Genomic DNA, 18160 nt, shown 5'->3' with positions numbered 1-18160 from the left:
TTGGAGTTATTCGTCCCTCATCCCCCTCATCCCCCCATTCCCCTCAACTACCCGCACCAAAAACTTCTCCCACTGTTAAGCGGGTACCATTAACAAAATCCCATCCTGACTGGGGACGTTTACCGGCTAGCTGAACTTCTCGTAACAGCAACAAACCTTCGCCAGTCTGGACGACCGCACCAATTCCTTTGGCAATGCTGACTACAACTCCTGGCGTGTCTGATGTATTTGAAAAATTAGGTAATTTATGGAGCAATTCTTGTAATTCTAGTGGGACGCGATCGCCTACAGAACCAAGGGGAGCAGAAGCGGTGATTTTTAGCAGGTTGTTACGAAAGGTAGCGGTGCAGTTAGGGTAAAAGCCTCTGATTTGATTGTGTAATTGGATCGCGCTTTTTGACCAATCCAAAGCATAATCTTGTTTTTGAATCAGAGGTGCATAAGTAGCTGCTAAATTATCTTGGGTAATTGGTTGAATTTCCTGGCGTTGCAACTTCAACAGAGTTTCTACCAACAAATCCCCACCGATCGCAGCTAATATGAAGGCTAAATCTTGGGCAGTATCTAGTAATCCAATCGGTGTAGTGGCTATTTGTAGCATTGCGCCGGTATCCATCCCCACATCCATTAACATTGTCGTGATCCCCGTTTCCTTCTCACCGTTGTACAAGCACCACTGAATCGGCGCTGCACCCCGATATTTGGGTAAAATCGAGCCATGCACATTAATGCAGCCCAATTTGGGCATATTTAGGATTTTTGACGATAATATCTGTCCATAAGCAACAACAACAAACACATCTGCATTTAACTGTTTGAGTTGGGTTAAAGTCTCGGTGTCTTTTTTCACCCGTTCGGGTTGCCATACTGGTAAGTTGTGAGCAGTAGCGATCGCTTTTACAGGTGTTGCCGTAAGTTTATTTCCCCGATCCCGGCGTTTATCTGGTTGGGTAACAACTGCCAACACCTCAAATTCTGGATGATTCAATAACTTTTCTAATGTGGGTACAGCAAACTGGGGTGTACCAAAGAATACAATTTTCATTAATAATTAGTTGTTAATCGTTAGTGATTAATTAATAGTAAATAATATCGGCTGTTTGGTGGTACAATATTTTCGTATTGGTGAAACAAAAGGCTACAAGATTTAACTTAATAGTTAAGTTAAGAAGTGTAACAGGTAATATAAACTGCATCTACCTTTAGTGAAGCTAATTGTTTAGTGGTGTCTCGTCACGAGCCGCTAGAGCATCTACCGAGTCAATTTTGTTGTGTTCCCGATAATATGCCCCAAATTGCCCTTAAATGCAATTGGGTTCCTAAAAAACTATTGCGTCTTTTAACTACTTCTGTAGTTGAGATTGCAGTTGATAACTTTGGGTTGCTGAGAGCAGTGTTTTCTGAGTATGATGTATTGTACGTCTGCTTTACCAGCTTTTCAGATAACGCCTCAGGTTTACCATTATGAGGGTTTGGCCTCTTATATTAGTGTATAACCTGGCTTGTTTGTTGTGTACTAGCGATCGCTAGTACGATCCCCAATCGCCGATTTATCTCACTCTTAGTTGCCAGCATTATTAGACGCTGAATATCCCTTCACTAATACCTATTTTTGGTGTGGTTAGGTATAGCAACTAGCAAGATTAGATATTGTATAGTAATTACTGACTTGTCAGCATATTTACTATACTCGCATATTTTTGTAAAAAAACATCCAGTACCTAAGTAATAAAAGGTGTAGACAATGATACTTAAATTATTTTTGTAAAACTCTGCTAACTTTGAAGTAAAAGTCTCGTCAAAGTTTTTAGTTTCTTGTTATACATATAATTACCGCCTGCCCATTGCTGCATAGGTATTGCTTCTCACATAGCAACCGCCCCTCTAGAGAGTCTACAAATGCTTAAACCCCTTTTGCTGTCAGGATGGTTCCGCACGCAACCATTTCTCAATTACGTTGTCGTTGTAATACTGATTGCACCCTTACTAGGGGCATCGGCTCACTCATTCCCGGTAAAATCCGAAGTAGCTAAACTAACTTCGATGACTGGAGATTCTGACTCTGTATCAAAGGAAATAGCTGTAGTTGGGGAACCTGAGATAGCTGAAATATCAAAAACAGAGCAAACCGACTCCTTAATAGAAGAATTTGACTCTGTGCCAACACAAAGTATTGCTATTGAGGAACCGCAAGTATTACCTGCCGATAAAATAGAGTCTTTGGCTCAAATCCATAGTTCTGTGTCAAGCAGCGATTTAACTGTTCCTGATTCTTTGGCAGCAGTCGAACTCGCACCAGTAACAGATGTTCCTGTTAGTCAGCTTAATTTAATCCAAAAACTCAAAGCTGCTAATATCAAGTCTTTGAAAGAACAAGAAAATTATCTCTCTAGAGAAAAGTCTTTTACTCAATCATTGACAGCAACTCAAGTAGCACCAACTCTTAGAGCACAACCAACCACAGCGACGGAAATACCTGTTGTTGAACCACGCGAGGAGTCACAAGCAGAACAAATAGATCCCATAGGTAGTCCTCATCCTATTCCTTGGAAATGGATTACAGCGACTCAAGAAGCTATTAGTTCTAAGGGTGGTTCGGGAGTGCGTCACTACCGCAGCGTACCCGTGGTTTCTCCAGATGGGAAATATGCTGTTTATAGCCGAGTGCAACTGGAGGTAAAACCTCAAATGTACAATAGCCGTGTCACCAGCGTTCTGTTTGTCCAAGATATGCAAACCAAGAGGTTGTGGGTGATGGCTTCAACTACTCCTGTTAGCGATCCTTTATTAAAGGTAAAGGCTGTAAAAGCGGCGGCGTCAGAGTCAGAAGAAACTGATCCGAGTGGTAAAATTGGGGTATTAGTTCCAGTTAGCTGGTCAGAAAAAGGCGATCGCTTCTTAGCACGCAAGTTTGAAGGTATATTTAATACAGGTGATTCTACAGATAGTGCAGTGATTTGGGATCGGCAAAAAAATCAAGCTAACACAGTTGCTCCTGCTAATGCTAAAGAGGAGGAACATGAAAAAATTGCAGTATTGTTAGGTTGGAGTAAAAGGCAACCGGATCATGTGTTATTCCGTGCAGGTGAATTAGGTGAGGAAAACTGGCCATTAATGCAAGTTACTAATGATGGTAAGACTTTACCCACAACAGACGAAGATCAGCCGATTACTTTTGGTAAAAAGGTTACAGAAATTTGGGCAGGACCACAAGTAGCCTACCGATAATTTATTAAATAAGTAAGTGGGTCAAATTAAACCAATTCGCAATTCGCAATTCGCAATTACGTTTTGTAACGAAGAGAAGTTTGTGGGGACGGTTTTCGTCCACAAAACTTCGGGGGATTTAACCCCGACACAAAACGTGCTGCCTGTATTGCTGGGGAATTAAACCCCCAAACTTTGTTAAATGTAAAACTTCACCCTGCCTCCGGCTTTCTTCTCCCTGAGTTCAAAGAGGGATTGAGAGTGAGGTTTTATCTTAATGTTTAATTACGCCTACCTACTTATCTTAATAATATACTCCCGTTGTCGTCACTGCTGACAACGGGAGATTTTTTTATTCAGCAATATGGTGTCTGTCAAATTACCAATAATAACCAATTTGTAGTGGGGACTTCAGTCCTCAAAGCCAGGACTAAAGTCCTTACTACAAACAAACAATATCACTGCATCCTACAATAAAAATACTTAAAAATAAAACTATAGAGACTTATTTATCACCCCTTTCCCATTCAGGTATGGCGCCTTTGACCCGGCGGATGGGCAAATTAGCGATTAAAGCTGTCGTTCGTTGGTTGCTTTCTAAGGAGAACTCCAAGCCCTCTGTTTCAATTTCGACATAGCGGCAGACCACATCTAAGATTTCTTGCCGCATTTTTTCCAACGTTTGAGGATCTAAATCAGCGCGATCGTGAGCAATCACCAATTGCAGGCGACGTTTAACTTGAGTTCGACTGCTATCAGAGCCACGAGAAAAAAGTCGTTCTAGAAGTTCAATCATTACGAATAGGTCTGGGGCGGAGACTGGAAAATAAGTTAAACAATCTTTGTCCTGAATAACCTTCGTATCCGGGCGAAGATACTGTCTTGGGAGGAGTCGATCTCCAGAAATTCGACACTTTCCCCTTCTAATCTCCGAGCAATGTTCTCAAAAGCTGTGGCAGCTAAAGAGGGATTTTCTGCTAATACTAAGGGTTCGCCGCGATTGGTAGATACAATAACACGCTCGTCGTCAGGGATTACCCCGATCAGGGGAATGGCGAGAAGTTCCTGAACATCTTGCACTGACATCATATCATTTGCCTGCACCATTGCGGGTCTAATGCGGTTAATTATTAAATGAACACGTTTGATACCTTGGGCTTCTAGTAAACCCACTACCCGATCAGCGTCACGAACTGAGGAAATTTCTGGTGTGCTGATAACTAGCGCTTCTTTTGCCGGCCCGATCGCATTTTTAAACCCGTTTTCAATACCGGCAGGGCTATCGATGATCACGTACTGATATTTTTGCGCCAGTGCATTCACCAATAACTTCATCTGTTCGGGCGTGACTGCATCTTTAGAGCGATTTTGGGCTGCCGGCAAAAGTACGAGATTGGGTTGGCGCTTATCTTTCACCAAGGCTTGTTCTAAGCGGCACTCTCTGGCTAAGACTTCCACCGCGGTATAGACGATGCGGTTTTCTAGCCCTAGCAGCAAATCCAAATTTCTCAGACCAAAATCCGCATCAACCAAGGCAACTTGACGCCCCATTTTGGCTAAAGCCATGCCCAGATTTGCTGAAACTGTGGTTTTACCCACTCCTCCTTTGCCGGAGGTTATCACTATAATGCGAGTCATGATAGAAATGCGGTCAATAAGGGTTCAGAAAATATAAAACAGTAAATTGCAGTATAAAGTATGAAGTATCGTATTAAGTATGAAGAAATATCTGTTCTCCCCGATCGGGGCGAGGCATGAATATTTATGTTATTTCATCCTTTATACTTCATTCTTTAAGTAAATATTTATGGCTCTTGATTGCTCTTGGTAAATTGGTTTCTGGAAAAATCAGTAGCCCTAGCGATGCGAATTCCTTGGGGCGTAATATGTGCCACCTCTGGAGAATACTGCATTGGTGGTTTTTCTGGTGCCCTAGCTACACCATCTGCAATCCGTAATTGAGTTGGTTCCATTTGCAATGCCATAATCAGACACTCACGATTGCCTCCAGCACCAGCATGAGCGATTCCCCGGAGGCGACCCCAGATGATAATATCTCCATCTGCAATTACAATACCACCTGGATTTACATCTCCCAAGATAATTACTGTACCAGGATGACGAATTTCTACTCCAGAACGGACTGTCATTTCCAAATAAAGGGCATCTTCCTGGGGTATGGCTGTAGCCGTTGGCCCGGAATTCAAGGAAGTTACGGGTTGTAGTTGTTCTACAGAATACCCAGATGTCACAGCAGCGATCGCAGTTTGCCGACGACTAGTCGAGACTGAGATTAGCCCCAGTTGCACTTCACTCAAAGCCTCGGCGAGTTCTTGGAGTTGTCTGGCATCTACTAGGCGGTCTTGTGCCATTAGATACACAGGTGTGTTAGATATCCGAAAGCGATCGCTTGCATTCAAACGCTGTCTTATTTGTTGCCAAATATCAGACCAAGTGAGTTCTGAGGCAGATACTTGAGATTCTGGAGGCAGAATTAATAACAGCCGTCCCTCCTTACTTTTTAACTGGACTTGACTATTGTCATTTACGCGATGCCCTGATATTGCTGACTCATTGGGATTTAAATCAGTAAGAATAAAATCATCTGATGCTGCATCAGTATTTGACTCTACATCTGGGTTAGCAGGATTTGATACATCTTCAAGGACAGTATTTGATTTTAAATAAAGGAGGACGGATTTTAACTCCGCATCAGGGGGGATAGGATCTGACTCTAGATCAGAAACAGTAAGATTTCCCTCTACCTCGGAAAGAATAGAGTTTGATTCTGCATTAGGAAGTGCAGAATTTGACTTTAGATTGGGAACCGCAGAATCAGAAGTCATGAAGTACTAGCCAAAAGACAAAGAATACACAGATTTGGGATTTTAAATTTGGGATTTTGGATTTGGATTACCTACAAGGGGTGATGCGTAGCAAGACGTTAGTCTGGGATGAACCAAAAGATTATTTCATCTAAAATCTTAAATCTCAAATTGGCATGGTCAACCTCTGATAAACTGTCCCCAAAGCATCAGCATCGCCAACGTTACCTGGAAACAGCACCACAGGTAAATCAGGAAACTGGCGATGATTGGATGGCGTTAACACTATTGAACAACCAGCTAAAATTTGACCGAGTAAACGGGCTGAAGTTAAAGCTAGTCCAGTACTCAAGACATCATTAGAGGTAATGCCACCTTTGCTGATTAAGAATCCTATATCAGATGGTAAACCGCGGACAATATCCATCAATAAACCTGAAACTTTTTCCCCAAATTCCAATCGTGTCTTGACATCTTTAAAATTCAGTTCCTGACGGCTAGTATAAACCACTGGTGTTTTGCCAGCTTCGTGTGCCGCCCGTGTACTTTCTTGGATTTCAGTTAGCAATGCCGCAGATTGATTTGGATGATCAAGTAATCGCGCTACATTCACTTCGATTCCCACAGTTCCTTCTAGTCGTAACAGTGCCTCTAATTGCTCAGTAGTCTTTTGGACATGGGAACCAACAATCACCGCACCTGGTTTGCCTTCTCGCACGTACTGCGCCATCTTTTCGGCGGCAATGGGTTGGGGTGGTAAAGCTGCTAAAGCCGTTAGAATACTTGCTGCACTGCGAAACAAAAAGCGTTTCCCTTGACTTGCTGCGGCTAATATGTCTACTGCAAAGCGGTTGAGATCATCTTGAGTTTCACCATCGACGACAGCGCACTGATTACCACTCAGTTTTAGTAAGCGTTCTAAACTACCAGCGCGAATATCGTCTAGGAGAAATATTTCCACAACTTCGGCATTAATTCGTCCTTGAGTCTTTTCTTCGACATACTTGGGTAAGTAGCTGTGATCGTAGCTAAAGACTGAATCACGGGCAAATTCAGTTTCATGCACTGGGGTGGTTACACCGCCGATAATCAAGTAATGCACGCTGTCACGAGTGATGCGTCCACCTTCAAAAAAAGCTGGTACAAGAAAATGAGCATCAAAAGGGCCGAGTTCTTGGGCGATCGCATCAGTTTCAATGGGATAATGTCCTCGCAAAGTAGAATCAGAACGGCTGACAATTAGAAAATCGTCAATTCCTTCAGCATTTAAAGCGATTTTCAGGTTCTGGCAAACTTCTTTGGTGACAGATGTCGCTAACTCTGGCGTTAGGGATCTAGTATTAGTCAGCACAAAGAAAATCGGCGAATCATCCTGCAACCCCGTGCGGAGAGTGTCCACATCCCACTGCATTAGCAGCAAGCAGCTGTGGACTGTTTGAGAACCTGTAGGGTCATCATCCAAGACAATTATTTTTGGTTTGTTGCTCATTTAGGTCAACGGGGCGATTGTTTTTTGAAAAAGTCATCAGCAAAGAAAAACTCTACTCAGCCTTTGTGCAATTTTCTGATTTCTGCTTGTACATCGATCGCAATTTGCAATGATTGATTTAGCAGTTGAGCATATTCGCCTGCTTGACTACTAACTTGTAAAGCTTGCAGACTGGCTAAATTATTGACAAATAACTCTTGGTTATTCGCAAGCAATTTTTTATTATCCCGCAAAATTCGTTCCGTTTTCAGGGCGCGGACTAAATCTTCTCTAATTAGTTGCAAGGCGGCGGTTACTTTATCTCGGTCGTGGAAACTGCTTTCTACGTTTCCTGATGCTGCCAATTGGTCATTAATATCTATAGCAGCAACCAGGTCATGATATTTATCAACTTCGTCTAAAAGTATTGTCAGTCCTTCAGGACACGTTAATTGTCGCCATAGCCATCGCCCCACTAATATCGGCATTGGCACTAAAATGACTAAAAGAATTCCTAGTCGAATTGAAGAACCAATTGTTGGCAGAATAATAAGCACGTAAATAAAACCAACAATTATTGGCGTTAGCGCCAGCGTCACCAGCATTTCATTGATAAAAAACCCTAATCGCTTCTTGCTATCTCGCAAAACAGAGGGACGAAAAACGTCTTCTGGATCGAATCCAGTTAAACGTCTCAGTTCCCCCTTACTAATTTCCAAGCCTATTAAGTCCGGCTGCACGGCTGGATAACTCCTATGGAAGCCCAAGTTGCGTATTTATTTTAATCGGATTTGGCGTGATGATTGTGGTTATATTCAGGAAACCAGTTTTCATCTAAGATTTGTTCTAAAGAACCAATGGGTATCAAGGGGAATATGTCAATAGAAAGTTGAGAGCGATCGCTTGCTTCTTTCCTTCCCTCTTGATAACATTGGTCAAATATTTCTAAAATGTAAGGCTTTAAGCTAGGACTATCTTTGAGTTCATCCTTAATCTCTCTACGGAATGTCCTAATTTCCGCTTTCCAATGCCCTTCATTGCGCTCCCGTTCCACATCCCAGTATGTTATCTTAAGCAAGTGTTCAAAAAGTCGAATTAACAAACTTTTGACCGCTCGCTTCTGGCTTCTACCCATAGTTTCTAATTCATCTAACAAATTATCTAAATCCACAGATGAAAACTGACCAGTACGAAGTTGGTTTATAGTTGTCATTAGCCACAGATAATAATCTTGGTCGTATAAGGTTGGAGTTGTTGATTGTATTATTGATTTGACCATACACTACCTGAACTCCTACTATTTTTTTAATTTAGCTCTCTCTGAATAAGCATTAGAGGCATTTGGCGAATTAAAAAAAGTCATTTAAATATTACCAGCATTAAAAATCTGCTCTGCGGTTAAATTAAATTCTGGAAAAGTAGGTGAAATAATGCGATTGCTCCCACGAAACAGGCTTAACTGGTACTCACCATCAACAAGCGAGTAAAGCGAGATAGTGGGCAGTTTGGGATTACCAATAAATCGCCTTCCTCCCAGTGCAGCGTAGTCTAAAATCCAATATTCAGGGATACCTATTTCTTCATATCTGGCTAGTTTGATAAAATAATCATCCCTCCAATTAGTGCTAACGACCTCAACAACTAATGGAATTGAAGCTGCTTGGGTTACGGTAGATGATTTTTTCCAGAGAGGTTCATTTACTAAATTGGGTTGATTTAATATCAGCACGTCTGGTGAAAAGGCTGATTCATTTTCAATCGGCTTAATAAATGCTGTTTTTGGGAAGATGTAGGGTAGATTTAATGGGTCTGATTCGACACTCAATTTTCTAACCAAAAATCCTGTAATTTCTTCGTGTAGTCCAGCAGGAGGGGACATTGTAATTATTACTCCATCATGTAATTCGTATTTCTGCTGTAGATTTTCAGGATACCAAGCAACGAATTCATCGAATGTAATTAGTTTATGTAATGTTTGAGCCATATATTTCTTCTGTGAGTTTTGAGTTTATCGTTGTCATCAGCCACAGATAATAATCTTGATCGTATAGGGTTTGAATTGCTGATTGGATTATTGGTTTCACCATACACTAGCCAATTTGCTACTATCTTTTTAATTTAGCTCAATTGAGCTTCAATACAATGAAAGTCCAAGTCGCGTATTTATCGAAACAGGAGTCAGGAGTCAGAATAGCTATAAACGCCAACTCAATGTGACTCGCACTTGTCCATCAGGTAAAATTGATATCTCCCATGCATCATCTGGAAGTTCAGAAGCGATGTCTTGCGACAAGCCGCTTTGCGTCTATAGCGGTTCCCATTCAGATGCGGTACAACATAACATCACCAGGTGTAGGGGCACGGCAGTGCCGTGCCCCTACGGGTGTACCTCACGTGAACGAGAACCGCTATATCCTCTTGATTTATGCTTTGCTCTAAACCGACTATACTCAGCGAGATGGAACTAACTTACAATTATCAGAGGGAAGACAACCCATAGCATTTCCTGCGTCTCTAAGTGCGCGTGTTTGCTGGTTAATTGAATCTGCTACCGCATATCCTATTTCTGGATCTCCACCCAAGTAGGGATAGTAGCGGTATCCCAAGTACCATACAAGCTGTTTCGTAAGGTTAAGCTGTATCGCATCGTAGTCCCTAAAGGACTTCAGAAGTGCTGGAACCTCTTGGTGGTAGAAATTAGCGTAAGTTGCTGAATCATTTGCTTCTACAAGTGATTTCAATTGAGAAAAAATTTGATTAAATTTTAAAAATTTTTGCGATGCACTAAAATTAAGTGTAATTAAACCTTTAAGAAAAACCTGATCATTATAGGCTCTTGAAGCTAGTGGAGGCATTTGCTTTGCAATCTGATATGCATTACTATGGTGCTGGCTAATTCTTTGCGAAGCTTCGATAAGGTAATTTAATCTAATAAGAACTTCTTTTCTACTCATGGTGCCTCGTGGTATTGCCTCAAAAAATTGGTTCCACTCTTTTACTGCTAAACCTGTTTCCCCATCGACTTTTTGTGCTAGCGCTACCAAATCACTACTTTCTGCAAGTAATGTTTGTGGTTTTTTTTCTGGCAAATTTTGTTGGAAAATATTGTTATTGGAAGAGAACGCTTGATTATGCCTTTGTTCACTAGCAGAAACAAAGTTATTAGTTGCCAATGTTGCAGATACCAGAACTGTCAAAACTGTGGTTGTTTCTTTCATAATAAATGATTCCCGTAATTTGTCTAGGGTAAGATGAGATCAATATTCAAATTGCACTGCCTATTACTTTTTAGCTACACACTAATTTGTTGTTTTTCGGTCAAGCACACGGCAACACCTTTCTCGTAATAAGCTGCTTCATTGATGAACACTGGGTAAACTGTTGATTTACCTTCATAAGCAATAGTTTTGCCCTCAAAAGTTAAAAAAATTGGTTCGCCAGTATTGAGAGGTTTATAATCTTTAAACTGGAGATTTGGGTGAATCATCGCTTGAATCTCTCCATGCTCGTTTCTGGGATAATCAATAGTCCCTACATGTTGATAGAGCGTGAGCGTGTCGTTTTTTAGTGGAATTGAACCTTGGTTGAACGCCTCTACATAATCCAAAATTTCATAAATCAGTTTCTCCGTTTTCTGAAACAAATCTGCACTCAACACACCTTGAGGTACTGAACCAACTTCAACAGCAAAACCCAATTCACATTGGGAAATTAAGAAAGAATCATCTTCATGAGATTGAATATAAAGAACCTTCACTAAAGGATTTATCGAACTCAGATATGCTGCTAATTGCAACAAGAAAGGATGAAGCTTAATAAGAATTAGAGTCAATCCCATGTTTGCAGTCGTGCTGTGCAAATCCACAAAGATGCTTGTCTGCGATTTATTTTTCGGTTTGAGGATTTCGATAATCAGTCTTGCCTGCCTATCTTCATTGCTAGAGAGATCCAGATTTTGCAGATATTTCTTGTTGAAGGTGCGGTTTAAGTCATTGTCGATGTAACGCCTGCCTTCTGCAAAGGCTTTCGGATTGCCCAACAATGTTAGTGTTTCAAAGCTAGATCGCTGAATTAGGTGAGGAAATTGCTCAAAGAGTTTAGTTATATATACTCCTGTTAGTTCATTCCCGTGGATTCCACCAATAATTACGGCCCGGTGGATTTCTTGGTTGCTTTGGTTCATGTATAGTTACTCGCTCAATACTTGTAAAAGCATGATAAAAGTAATACTATGCTTTTACAAGCTTGTATTGGCATAAAGTTAGATTAAATTGGCATAGTGCTTAATACGTATGGAGTTAGAGAAGCTAAAATACTTTACTGTTCTGGCTGAAGAACTCAACTTCAGTCGATCTGCTGACCTTTTGGATCTCGATCAGCCATATCTGAGCAAGCATATTCGTCGCTTGGAAAAGGACTTAGGATTTGAACTGTTTGACCGAGAGAGACGACCACTCCAGTTAACGCCTGGGGGAAAAGTTTTCTTTGAAGATGCTTCTGAGATTATTAGGCAGGTTGAACGGGCGAAGAGACGAGCATACAGAGCTAGTCTCGGCGAGATAGGAGAGTTAACGATCGCACTTAATAGTTCAATTATTAACAGTGTTCTGCCAAATGTACTGCAAGCTTTTCGCTCCCATCGTCCTGATGTCGAGCTAGTTTTATCTGAGTTAGCACCGAATGAGCAGATACAGCAGTTGCTTGATTACCGAATTGATATTGGTTTTGATTTTTTGCCCAATGATAATCACCCAGATTTAGAGTCTATAACCATTTTGTCGGAGCCACTAGTGATTGCTTTACCTGAGTCACATCCACTAGTAGCTAAATCTCAAATTCCACTCAAAGCATTAGCGAATGAATCTTTTGTTTTACCTTCACCAAAGGTAGTCCACTTCTATAAGCAAATTATTAATTTTTGTGAACAGGTTTTTGGTCATGAACTAAAAGTTGTCCAAGAAGCAACTTGGATGCTGACCGTATTGAGCTTAGTTGCGGGTGGAGTCGGGGTGTCTTTGCTGCTAAAAAATGCCCAAAATATTCAGCGTCAGGGAGTTGTGTATAGACCAATTGAAGGAAAGAACCTGAAAATCGGGATTGTTGCGCTTTGGCGGCGTGATGACCAATCTACTGTCTTAAATGAGTTTCTAGAGGTTGTCAGGGATATAAGCCGCAGAGGGGATGGCAGTTAAAAACCTGATACCAACAGTAGAACAATAGTTTGAAAGATCATCTGGAAACCTAGTAGTCTATCAAGACATAATTGACGGATAGATTAAGCGGCGATTTATCGCGTCTCCTTAACCGTCAAAATGAATTTGACAGATCACTAGTTTCCAGATGAAATGCCCAAATAAGCTGAAAATATTTTAATTTGCATCCTCCAAAAAATAAATCTCTCGTGGGGTGGGCAACATGAGCGCCCTAGCTGTGCAAATTAAATGCACGACAGCTTATTAAGGATAAAGACCTCTGTCAGTCAGCGCCTGAGCCACCCTACCTACCCCTAAAGTGTAAGCAGCTAATCGTAGAGAAATTTGCCGTACCTCCGACTGGTGAATCACCTTGCGGTAGGCTTGCACCATCAAATGCTCCATTTCGCGGTTGACGCGCTCTTCATCCCAAAATACGTAAGAAAGACCCTGCACCCACTCCAAATAACTGACTACCACACCGCCAGCATTCGCCAAGATATCCGGTAGCACTGTCACACCCCGCGCCTCTAACGCCAAGTTAGCCTCAAGAGTAACTGGCCCATTAGCCGCTTCTGCGACAATTTGCGCTTGCACCTGATTCACATTTTCTTCAGTGATTTGATTCTCCAAAGCTGCTGGTATTAAGACATCACAGGGTAAAGTTAATAAATCTGCATTGCTAATTGGTACAGATTGCGGGAAGCCCATAATACTCTTGCGATTTTCAGCAGCGTAGACTTTCAATTTGGGAATATCAAGACCAACTTCGGAAAATATTCCCCCAGCACCCGTTGAAACAGCGATAACTTTCGCGCCTGCTTCATATAGTAACTCTGCTGCGGCACTACCAACGTTACCGAAACCCTGAATAGCTACTCGCACTCCTACCAAAGATTTACCTTGATCTGCTAGCGCCTCACGCACAATAATCATCACACCACGTCCGGTTGCCATTTCTCGTCCCAGCGAACCACCAATAGAAAGCGGCTTCCCAGTTACAACCCCTGGGACAGCATGGCCAACATTCACAGAGTAAGTGTCCATCATCCAAGCCATCTCACGGGCAGAAGTACCCATATCTGGGGCAGGAATATCTACCGCAGGCCCAATATCTTTAATCAACTCGCTGATATAACGGCGACTGATTCGCTCTAATTCGCCAACACTGTAGCGTTTAGGATCTATAGCAATGCCACCCTTCCCACCACCGTAAGGAATACCTAACAAGGCACATTTCCAGGTCATCAGCATTGCTAGAGCGGATACTTCTCGCAATGTCACAGCCGGATGGTAACGAATTCCCCCCTTGTATGGGCCTAAGACATCAGAGTGCTGCACCCGGTGTCCAGCGAGAACTTGTATTTCCCCATTATCTAGTTTCACAGGAATTGAAACCGTCACAACTTTACGCGGATGGCTGAGAATTTCCAGCAAACCCTGATTTAAATTTAATTCTTTAGCTGCCGCTTCTAAGTAGCTACAAGCTTGGTCAAATGGGCATATATGTGCTGGAGAAGCAGGTTCTAGCGGTAGCGCTGATTTTGAAATCATAAAATTTTCTCCTAATCACGGTATCTTTACGAACCGGATATCATTCTGTAACTAGCTTATCCTTCTTTTTGGGAAAAATATTTATTTTGTAGTTTTTGTTACAGTTTTATATTTTATATTATGATGTAAGTCTTTGGACAAACAAACATTTCCTCGACGTGAGTAGGGGCAATTCATGAATTGCCCCGACAATTTCGTACATAAATTATTCTTTGTCAGTCCCTAAGGCGATCGCTGCATTCTGTCCACCAAAGCCAAAACTGCAACATAATACCTGCCGAATTTTACTTAAACGTGCAGTTGTAACAATGTCTAAATCAAATTCTGGCTGCTGCAATCCTACACAAGGTGGTAAAATTTGATGCTCTAAGGCCATGAGAGAAAAAGCTACACCTAAAGCTCCAGATGCCCCTAGTGTATGACCTGTGCTTCCTTTGGTGGAACTAACTGGTACTCTTTGAGGAAACAAACGCTGGATTACCATACTTTCTATGCGGTCATTTAGCTGGGTAGCTGTGCCATGAGCATGAATATAATCAATATCGCCTGGTGAGAGACAACTACGTTCTAGACATTGTTTGATAGCAGCGATCGCACTTTTCCCTTCAGGTTCTGGTGAATTACCATGATATGCGTCATTAGTTAAGCCAAAACCAAGAATTTCACCATACACTTTTGCTTGGCGCTGTTCTGCCAACTCTGCCGATTCCAAGACAAACACAGCTGCGCCTTCGCCCAAAACTAAGCCTTCCCGGTGCAAATCAAAGGGATAAGCTCCAGTTTTTGCCAAAGCACCCATCTGCTGAAACCCAGCCAAAGTTAAGGGTGTAATTGGTGCTTCCACTGCGCCTGCGATCGCCTGTTGACATTGCCCAGTTTGGATAAGTAAAGCCGCTTGAGCGATCGCCCAAATTCCAGTTGCACAAGCTGCCATCGGTGCTAAAACTATACCTGATGCAGCGATTTGTCTTGCAGCTGCGATCGCATTCATGTGAGGTAATGTATCCAGCCAATTTCCAAAAGAGGACACGGGCAAATTCGCCACCTCTTCATACATTTGCCGCGCCATCATTTCCCAAGATGCTTGATAAGAGCGACTCGATCCAATGACTACAGCACAATCAGCTGCATCTGAAACTAACCCAGAATCTTGCAAAGCAGAAGCAACAACCATCTGAGTCAACATTGTTAACTCAGATGGTTTTTGACCAATCAAACCTAGAGGAAGTGGTGTAAGTTCTGGAAATGGTTGATGTAATCGAATTCCAGATTTACCTGCAATCAAATTTTGCCAACTATCCTCTAAACTTCCACCCAAGGCGGAAATTAAACCAATACCAGTGACACAAATCTTAACCAATTTGCAATTTGGGGGGATGAGGGGGATGAGGAAGAATTTACTTCCCTATCCCCTGCAAGAACTGCCCCCTTCCTCCTACTTCCCTGGTATTTTGAGATTTTCAGCACCTTGGGTGACTTTAGCAGAGTCAATGCGATCGCCTTGCTGAATTTTGTTCACGACATCAAAGCCTTGAGTGACATTGCCAAACACGGCGTAGTTACCATCCAAGAAGGTTAGATCCGCTAAAGCAAAGTAAAACTGAGCAGAAGCGGAGTCTGGTGGTTGCGATCGCGCCATCGCTACTGCACCTTGTTTATGGGGCAATACAACGGGTTGAGCAGTAGCATCAAAGGTTTTATTGTAAATTGGAGTATCTGAACCTTTTGGCTTAATTTCTAAAGGTATATAACGAGTCTTTCCCGTTTTTGGGTCAATATAACTGCCGGTTCCCAGTCTATCTGGTGAAACTTTCGGGTCTTTGCTTTGAGGATCGCCCCCTTGAACTACAAATGGTTGTGGTTCGCGTACAACTCGATGGAAAGATAAACGATTATAGACACCCTTCTGCACTAAATCTACAAAGTTGCCAGCTGTAATGGGGGCATCAGTGCCATCTACTTCGATGGTAATCGGTGAGCCTTTAACCGTGAGTACCACAGTAGCCCGGCCTTCGAGGCGTGGTAAATCTGCCAATCCAGGAATATCACTATTAGTTTGAGATACAGATGTTGCTTCACTAGTTGTCTTGGCGCTTGCCTCGCTTGTGGTCGAGGTAGCTGTCGAGATTGGAGAAGATGTATTAGAAGCGACTTGCTGTGTTGAACATCCTCCCAACATCAAGGCACTGATAATCACAAGAGAAAGGAAAAATTGTGAAATTTTTAACCGCATTGCCTGTTACCGATTTAACCAGAGTATCTTATCGTTTTCAGGGGTATTGGGCATTGGGAATTGGGAATTGGGGATTAATCAATAATTCTTCTTCCCCTACCTCCCCTGCTCCCCCTGCTCCCCCTGCTCCCTCATCCCTCCCCACTTCCTTACAATCCTTCTAATGACACTCCCAAAAAGCGGGCTAATTTTGCGCCTTCTGTTTCCAACTCGGTTAAAGATAACGGTTGTCCAACCCGTGTTAAGGGTATATCTCGCCGGCCTTTAATGCGTAGATAGAGGGCGCGAAGGGGATTAAGACCTTCTTTGACGGTTATTCGCACAGACTGCACATCTTCTATGCGGCCGTCAATTTCAATTCGGCGGTTTTTGCCAGGAAATCCCCAACGGAATATTTTGATTGTGCCAGTTTCCTGATTAAATTCGTTGTAACCGCCTCCCACGTCCCATAAAATTACTAGCCACAGGTATGTGGCTAATAGCAAGCCAGCAGTGCCATATAAACCCATCACCAATCCTTGGGGGACAAATACCAGTTGAGTTGGATCGGAAACTATGAGTAAATTAACTTTTAAATAACTGGATATCCCAGCCAATAAAAAGCCGCTTGCTCCCAAGGTAACGATAGTTGCCCAGGTGTAATTACTGAACCGACGAGAACCGAGAATATTTTGATGCAGGAGGCGATCGCCTTTGTTAATCGTTGTTGATGCCGTCATTGAACTACCATTGCCCCATGAGATACTCGCTGTCACATACAAAGCACACTCAATGGTCTTGCATAAAGTGTGTGCTTCTGTACCAATCCGGCTATTGCTGAGGAGGCACTGAAGCTTTGTTTTAAGTCCACGGTATACTTTACCGCAGACGATGAATTTTTTGCCCTGTACCCTACAAATTTTACTGTCCCGGGTAATGGCTTACTTGCACTATCGGACAAACCACTTAGGCTATTTGTATTAGTTCAAGATGTGCCAACTTGCTTTCCCTGTCCAACGTTTCCCATAGTTTTTCTTGAGGTGTATCAACGACCGTGGCGGCGAAGTGACCATCCACATTTTACCAAACATTGTTGACAAAAACTCAACTGCGCCCTTCCCTGTTCCTGCTACCCATATAGTTTATCAGGATACTAAGTCCTAAATTTCTTCACTCAATCGCTGATAAAAATTATTTCTCCCCTGCAAGAACTGCAAGAACTGCCTACGTTCATGTAGACTAAATTTTTTTACATTTCTGAGAAAAGTTGTGTCAAATTGTAAAATTTCTGATATTCATATTATTTATAAGCTTTGTGTTTCATGACTGATTTGCTTGGTGTGTATCAGGCAAAAACCATGAGTAGTATGATAAGTTAAGAATCATTAAGTTACCCCAAGCTAGATTACTAGCCGATGGTACGTGTAATGGCATAAACAAAGAGAAATGCTGATTTCACTAATCAGCATTTCTCTCAGAATCTCAGTTGCTTTGACGCTGTTGAGATTGTCAAAAAAAACGTTAATTCCTCACGGCAGTCGGTTAGACTGGCTCTCCGCACTGTCTTACAAACGTTGCAATTTTAGTAAAAAGAGGATTTTAGTCCGATGACCATCGCAGTTGGACGCGCCCCTAGTAGAGGGTGGTTTGACGTTTTAGACGACTGGCTCAAGCGCGATCGCTTCGTATTCGTAGGTTGGTC

Annotated in this window: 17 protein-coding genes; 3 read left to right on the top strand and 14 right to left on the bottom strand. The window is 42.2% G+C overall.

The features are described 5' to 3' along the window. Window positions 1–43: 43 nt before the first annotated feature. A complete protein-coding gene (gene fmt / locus V7K32_RS10015; RefSeq protein ID WP_334992659.1) occupies window positions 44–1045 on the bottom strand; it encodes a methionyl-tRNA formyltransferase in 1002 nt (333 codons plus the stop codon). A 180-nt stretch (window positions 1046–1225) separates the two neighbouring features. On the opposite strand from fmt, the gene V7K32_RS10010 reads away from it, so the two are divergent. Together V7K32_RS10010 and V7K32_RS10005 are read left to right on the top strand one after the other, a co-directional pair. After that, window positions 1226–1468, top strand: coding sequence for a hypothetical protein (locus V7K32_RS10010; RefSeq protein WP_334992657.1), 243 nt, complete (start codon window positions 1226–1228; stop codon window positions 1466–1468). A 431-nt stretch (window positions 1469–1899) separates the two neighbouring features. Further along, window positions 1900–3228 carry a hypothetical protein gene (locus tag V7K32_RS10005; RefSeq protein ID WP_334992655.1) on the top strand — a complete coding sequence of 443 codons (1329 nt, stop codon included), beginning with the start codon at window positions 1900–1902 and terminating at the stop codon, window positions 3226–3228. A 484-nt stretch (window positions 3229–3712) separates the two neighbouring features. Here V7K32_RS10005 and minE read toward each other — a convergent pair whose 3' ends face one another. From minE to V7K32_RS09960, 9 genes are all read right to left on the bottom strand, one after another. Then, on the bottom strand, window positions 3713–4003 hold the full coding sequence (gene minE / locus V7K32_RS10000) for a cell division topological specificity factor MinE (protein ID WP_334992653.1): 291 nt from the start codon (window positions 4001–4003) through the stop codon (window positions 3713–3715). Between the two features lie 35 nt (window positions 4004–4038). Beyond that, the gene (gene minD / locus V7K32_RS09995) at window positions 4039–4845 is read right to left on the bottom strand and encodes a septum site-determining protein MinD (RefSeq protein WP_100900385.1); all 807 of its coding nucleotides are present in this window, start codon (window positions 4843–4845) and stop codon (window positions 4039–4041) included. A gap of 167 nt (window positions 4846–5012) precedes the next feature. After that, on the bottom strand, window positions 5013–6053 hold the full coding sequence (gene minC / locus V7K32_RS09990) for a septum site-determining protein MinC (protein WP_334992651.1): 1041 nt from the start codon (window positions 6051–6053) through the stop codon (window positions 5013–5015). A 145-nt stretch (window positions 6054–6198) separates the two neighbouring features. Beyond that, on the bottom strand, window positions 6199–7521 hold the full coding sequence (locus tag V7K32_RS09985; protein ID WP_334992649.1) for a four-carbon acid sugar kinase family protein: 1323 nt from the start codon (window positions 7519–7521) through the stop codon (window positions 6199–6201). Window positions 7522–7577: 56 nt separating this feature from the next. Beyond that, entirely contained in the window at window positions 7578–8240 is a 663-nt protein-coding gene (locus V7K32_RS09980) for a hypothetical protein (RefSeq protein WP_334992647.1), read from the bottom strand. A 41-nt stretch (window positions 8241–8281) separates the two neighbouring features. After that, window positions 8282–8779, bottom strand: coding sequence for a DUF29 domain-containing protein (locus V7K32_RS09975; RefSeq protein ID WP_334992645.1), 498 nt, complete (start codon window positions 8777–8779; stop codon window positions 8282–8284). An 84-nt stretch (window positions 8780–8863) separates the two neighbouring features. Beyond that, window positions 8864–9484, bottom strand: coding sequence for a Uma2 family endonuclease (locus V7K32_RS09970; protein ID WP_334992643.1), 621 nt, complete (start codon window positions 9482–9484; stop codon window positions 8864–8866). 466 nt (window positions 9485–9950) lie between these two features. Then, the gene (locus V7K32_RS09965; RefSeq protein WP_334992641.1) at window positions 9951–10718 is read right to left on the bottom strand and encodes a hypothetical protein; all 768 of its coding nucleotides are present in this window, start codon (window positions 10716–10718) and stop codon (window positions 9951–9953) included. 74 nt (window positions 10719–10792) lie between these two features. Further along, window positions 10793–11683, bottom strand: coding sequence for an aspartoacylase (locus V7K32_RS09960; RefSeq protein WP_334992639.1), 891 nt, complete (start codon window positions 11681–11683; stop codon window positions 10793–10795). Between the two features lie 109 nt (window positions 11684–11792). On the opposite strand from V7K32_RS09960, the gene V7K32_RS09955 reads away from it, so the two are divergent. Beyond that, entirely contained in the window at window positions 11793–12692 is a 900-nt protein-coding gene (locus tag V7K32_RS09955; RefSeq protein ID WP_334992637.1) for a LysR family transcriptional regulator, read from the top strand. A 264-nt stretch (window positions 12693–12956) separates the two neighbouring features. Here the strand turns inward: V7K32_RS09955 and V7K32_RS09950 are convergent, their stop codons facing one another. The 4 genes from V7K32_RS09950 to V7K32_RS09935 all read right to left on the bottom strand — a co-directional run bounded on the left by V7K32_RS09950 (window position 12957) and on the right by V7K32_RS09935 (window position 17198). Then, window positions 12957–14246, bottom strand: coding sequence for a Glu/Leu/Phe/Val family dehydrogenase (locus tag V7K32_RS09950; protein WP_334992635.1), 1290 nt, complete (start codon window positions 14244–14246; stop codon window positions 12957–12959). 205 nt (window positions 14247–14451) lie between these two features. After that, entirely contained in the window at window positions 14452–15606 is a 1155-nt protein-coding gene (locus tag V7K32_RS09945) for a beta-ketoacyl-ACP synthase (RefSeq protein WP_334992633.1), read from the bottom strand. Window positions 15607–15681: 75 nt separating this feature from the next. Next, window positions 15682–16479, bottom strand: coding sequence for a peptidylprolyl isomerase (locus V7K32_RS09940; protein WP_334992631.1), 798 nt, complete (start codon window positions 16477–16479; stop codon window positions 15682–15684). Between the two features lie 149 nt (window positions 16480–16628). Next, entirely contained in the window at window positions 16629–17198 is a 570-nt protein-coding gene (locus tag V7K32_RS09935) for a photosystem I assembly protein Ycf4 (protein ID WP_334992629.1), read from the bottom strand. Window positions 17199–18160: the final 962 nt, after the last annotated feature.

The organism is Nostoc sp. (assembly GCF_036917635.1).
Lineage (GTDB): Bacteria > Cyanobacteriota > Cyanobacteriia > Cyanobacteriales > Nostocaceae > Nostoc.
This window is presented reverse-complemented; position numbering and strand designations above follow the sequence as displayed.

Bases quoted from the DNA above. Each gene is read 5' to 3' on its own strand.
- fmt (WP_334992659.1), bottom strand. From the start codon at position 1,045: ATGAAAATTGTATTCTTTGGTACACCCCAGTTTGCTGTACCCACATTA.
- V7K32_RS10005 (WP_334992655.1), top strand. From the start codon at position 1,900: ATGCTTAAACCCCTTTTGCTGTCAGGATGGTTCCGCACGCAACCATTT.
- minE (WP_334992653.1), bottom strand. From the start codon at position 4,003: ATGATTGAACTTCTAGAACGACTTTTTTCTCGTGGCTCTGATAGCAGT.
- minD (WP_100900385.1), bottom strand. From the start codon at position 4,845: ATGACTCGCATTATAGTGATAACCTCCGGCAAAGGAGGAGTGGGTAAA.
- minC (WP_334992651.1), bottom strand. From the start codon at position 6,053: ATGACTTCTGATTCTGCGGTTCCCAATCTAAAGTCAAATTCTGCACTT.
- V7K32_RS09985 (WP_334992649.1), bottom strand. From the start codon at position 7,521: ATGAGCAACAAACCAAAAATAATTGTCTTGGATGATGACCCTACAGGT.
- V7K32_RS09975 (WP_334992645.1), bottom strand. From the start codon at position 8,779: ATGGTCAAATCAATAATACAATCAACAACTCCAACCTTATACGACCAA.
- V7K32_RS09970 (WP_334992643.1), bottom strand. From the start codon at position 9,484: ATGGCTCAAACATTACATAAACTAATTACATTCGATGAATTCGTTGCT.
- V7K32_RS09965 (WP_334992641.1), bottom strand. From the start codon at position 10,718: ATGAAAGAAACAACCACAGTTTTGACAGTTCTGGTATCTGCAACATTG.
- V7K32_RS09960 (WP_334992639.1), bottom strand. From the start codon at position 11,683: ATGAACCAAAGCAACCAAGAAATCCACCGGGCCGTAATTATTGGTGGA.
- V7K32_RS09955 (WP_334992637.1), top strand. From the start codon at position 11,793: ATGGAGTTAGAGAAGCTAAAATACTTTACTGTTCTGGCTGAAGAACTC.
- V7K32_RS09950 (WP_334992635.1), bottom strand. From the start codon at position 14,246: ATGATTTCAAAATCAGCGCTACCGCTAGAACCTGCTTCTCCAGCACAT.
- V7K32_RS09940 (WP_334992631.1), bottom strand. From the start codon at position 16,479: ATGCGGTTAAAAATTTCACAATTTTTCCTTTCTCTTGTGATTATCAGT.
- V7K32_RS09935 (WP_334992629.1), bottom strand. From the start codon at position 17,198: ATGACGGCATCAACAACGATTAACAAAGGCGATCGCCTCCTGCATCAA.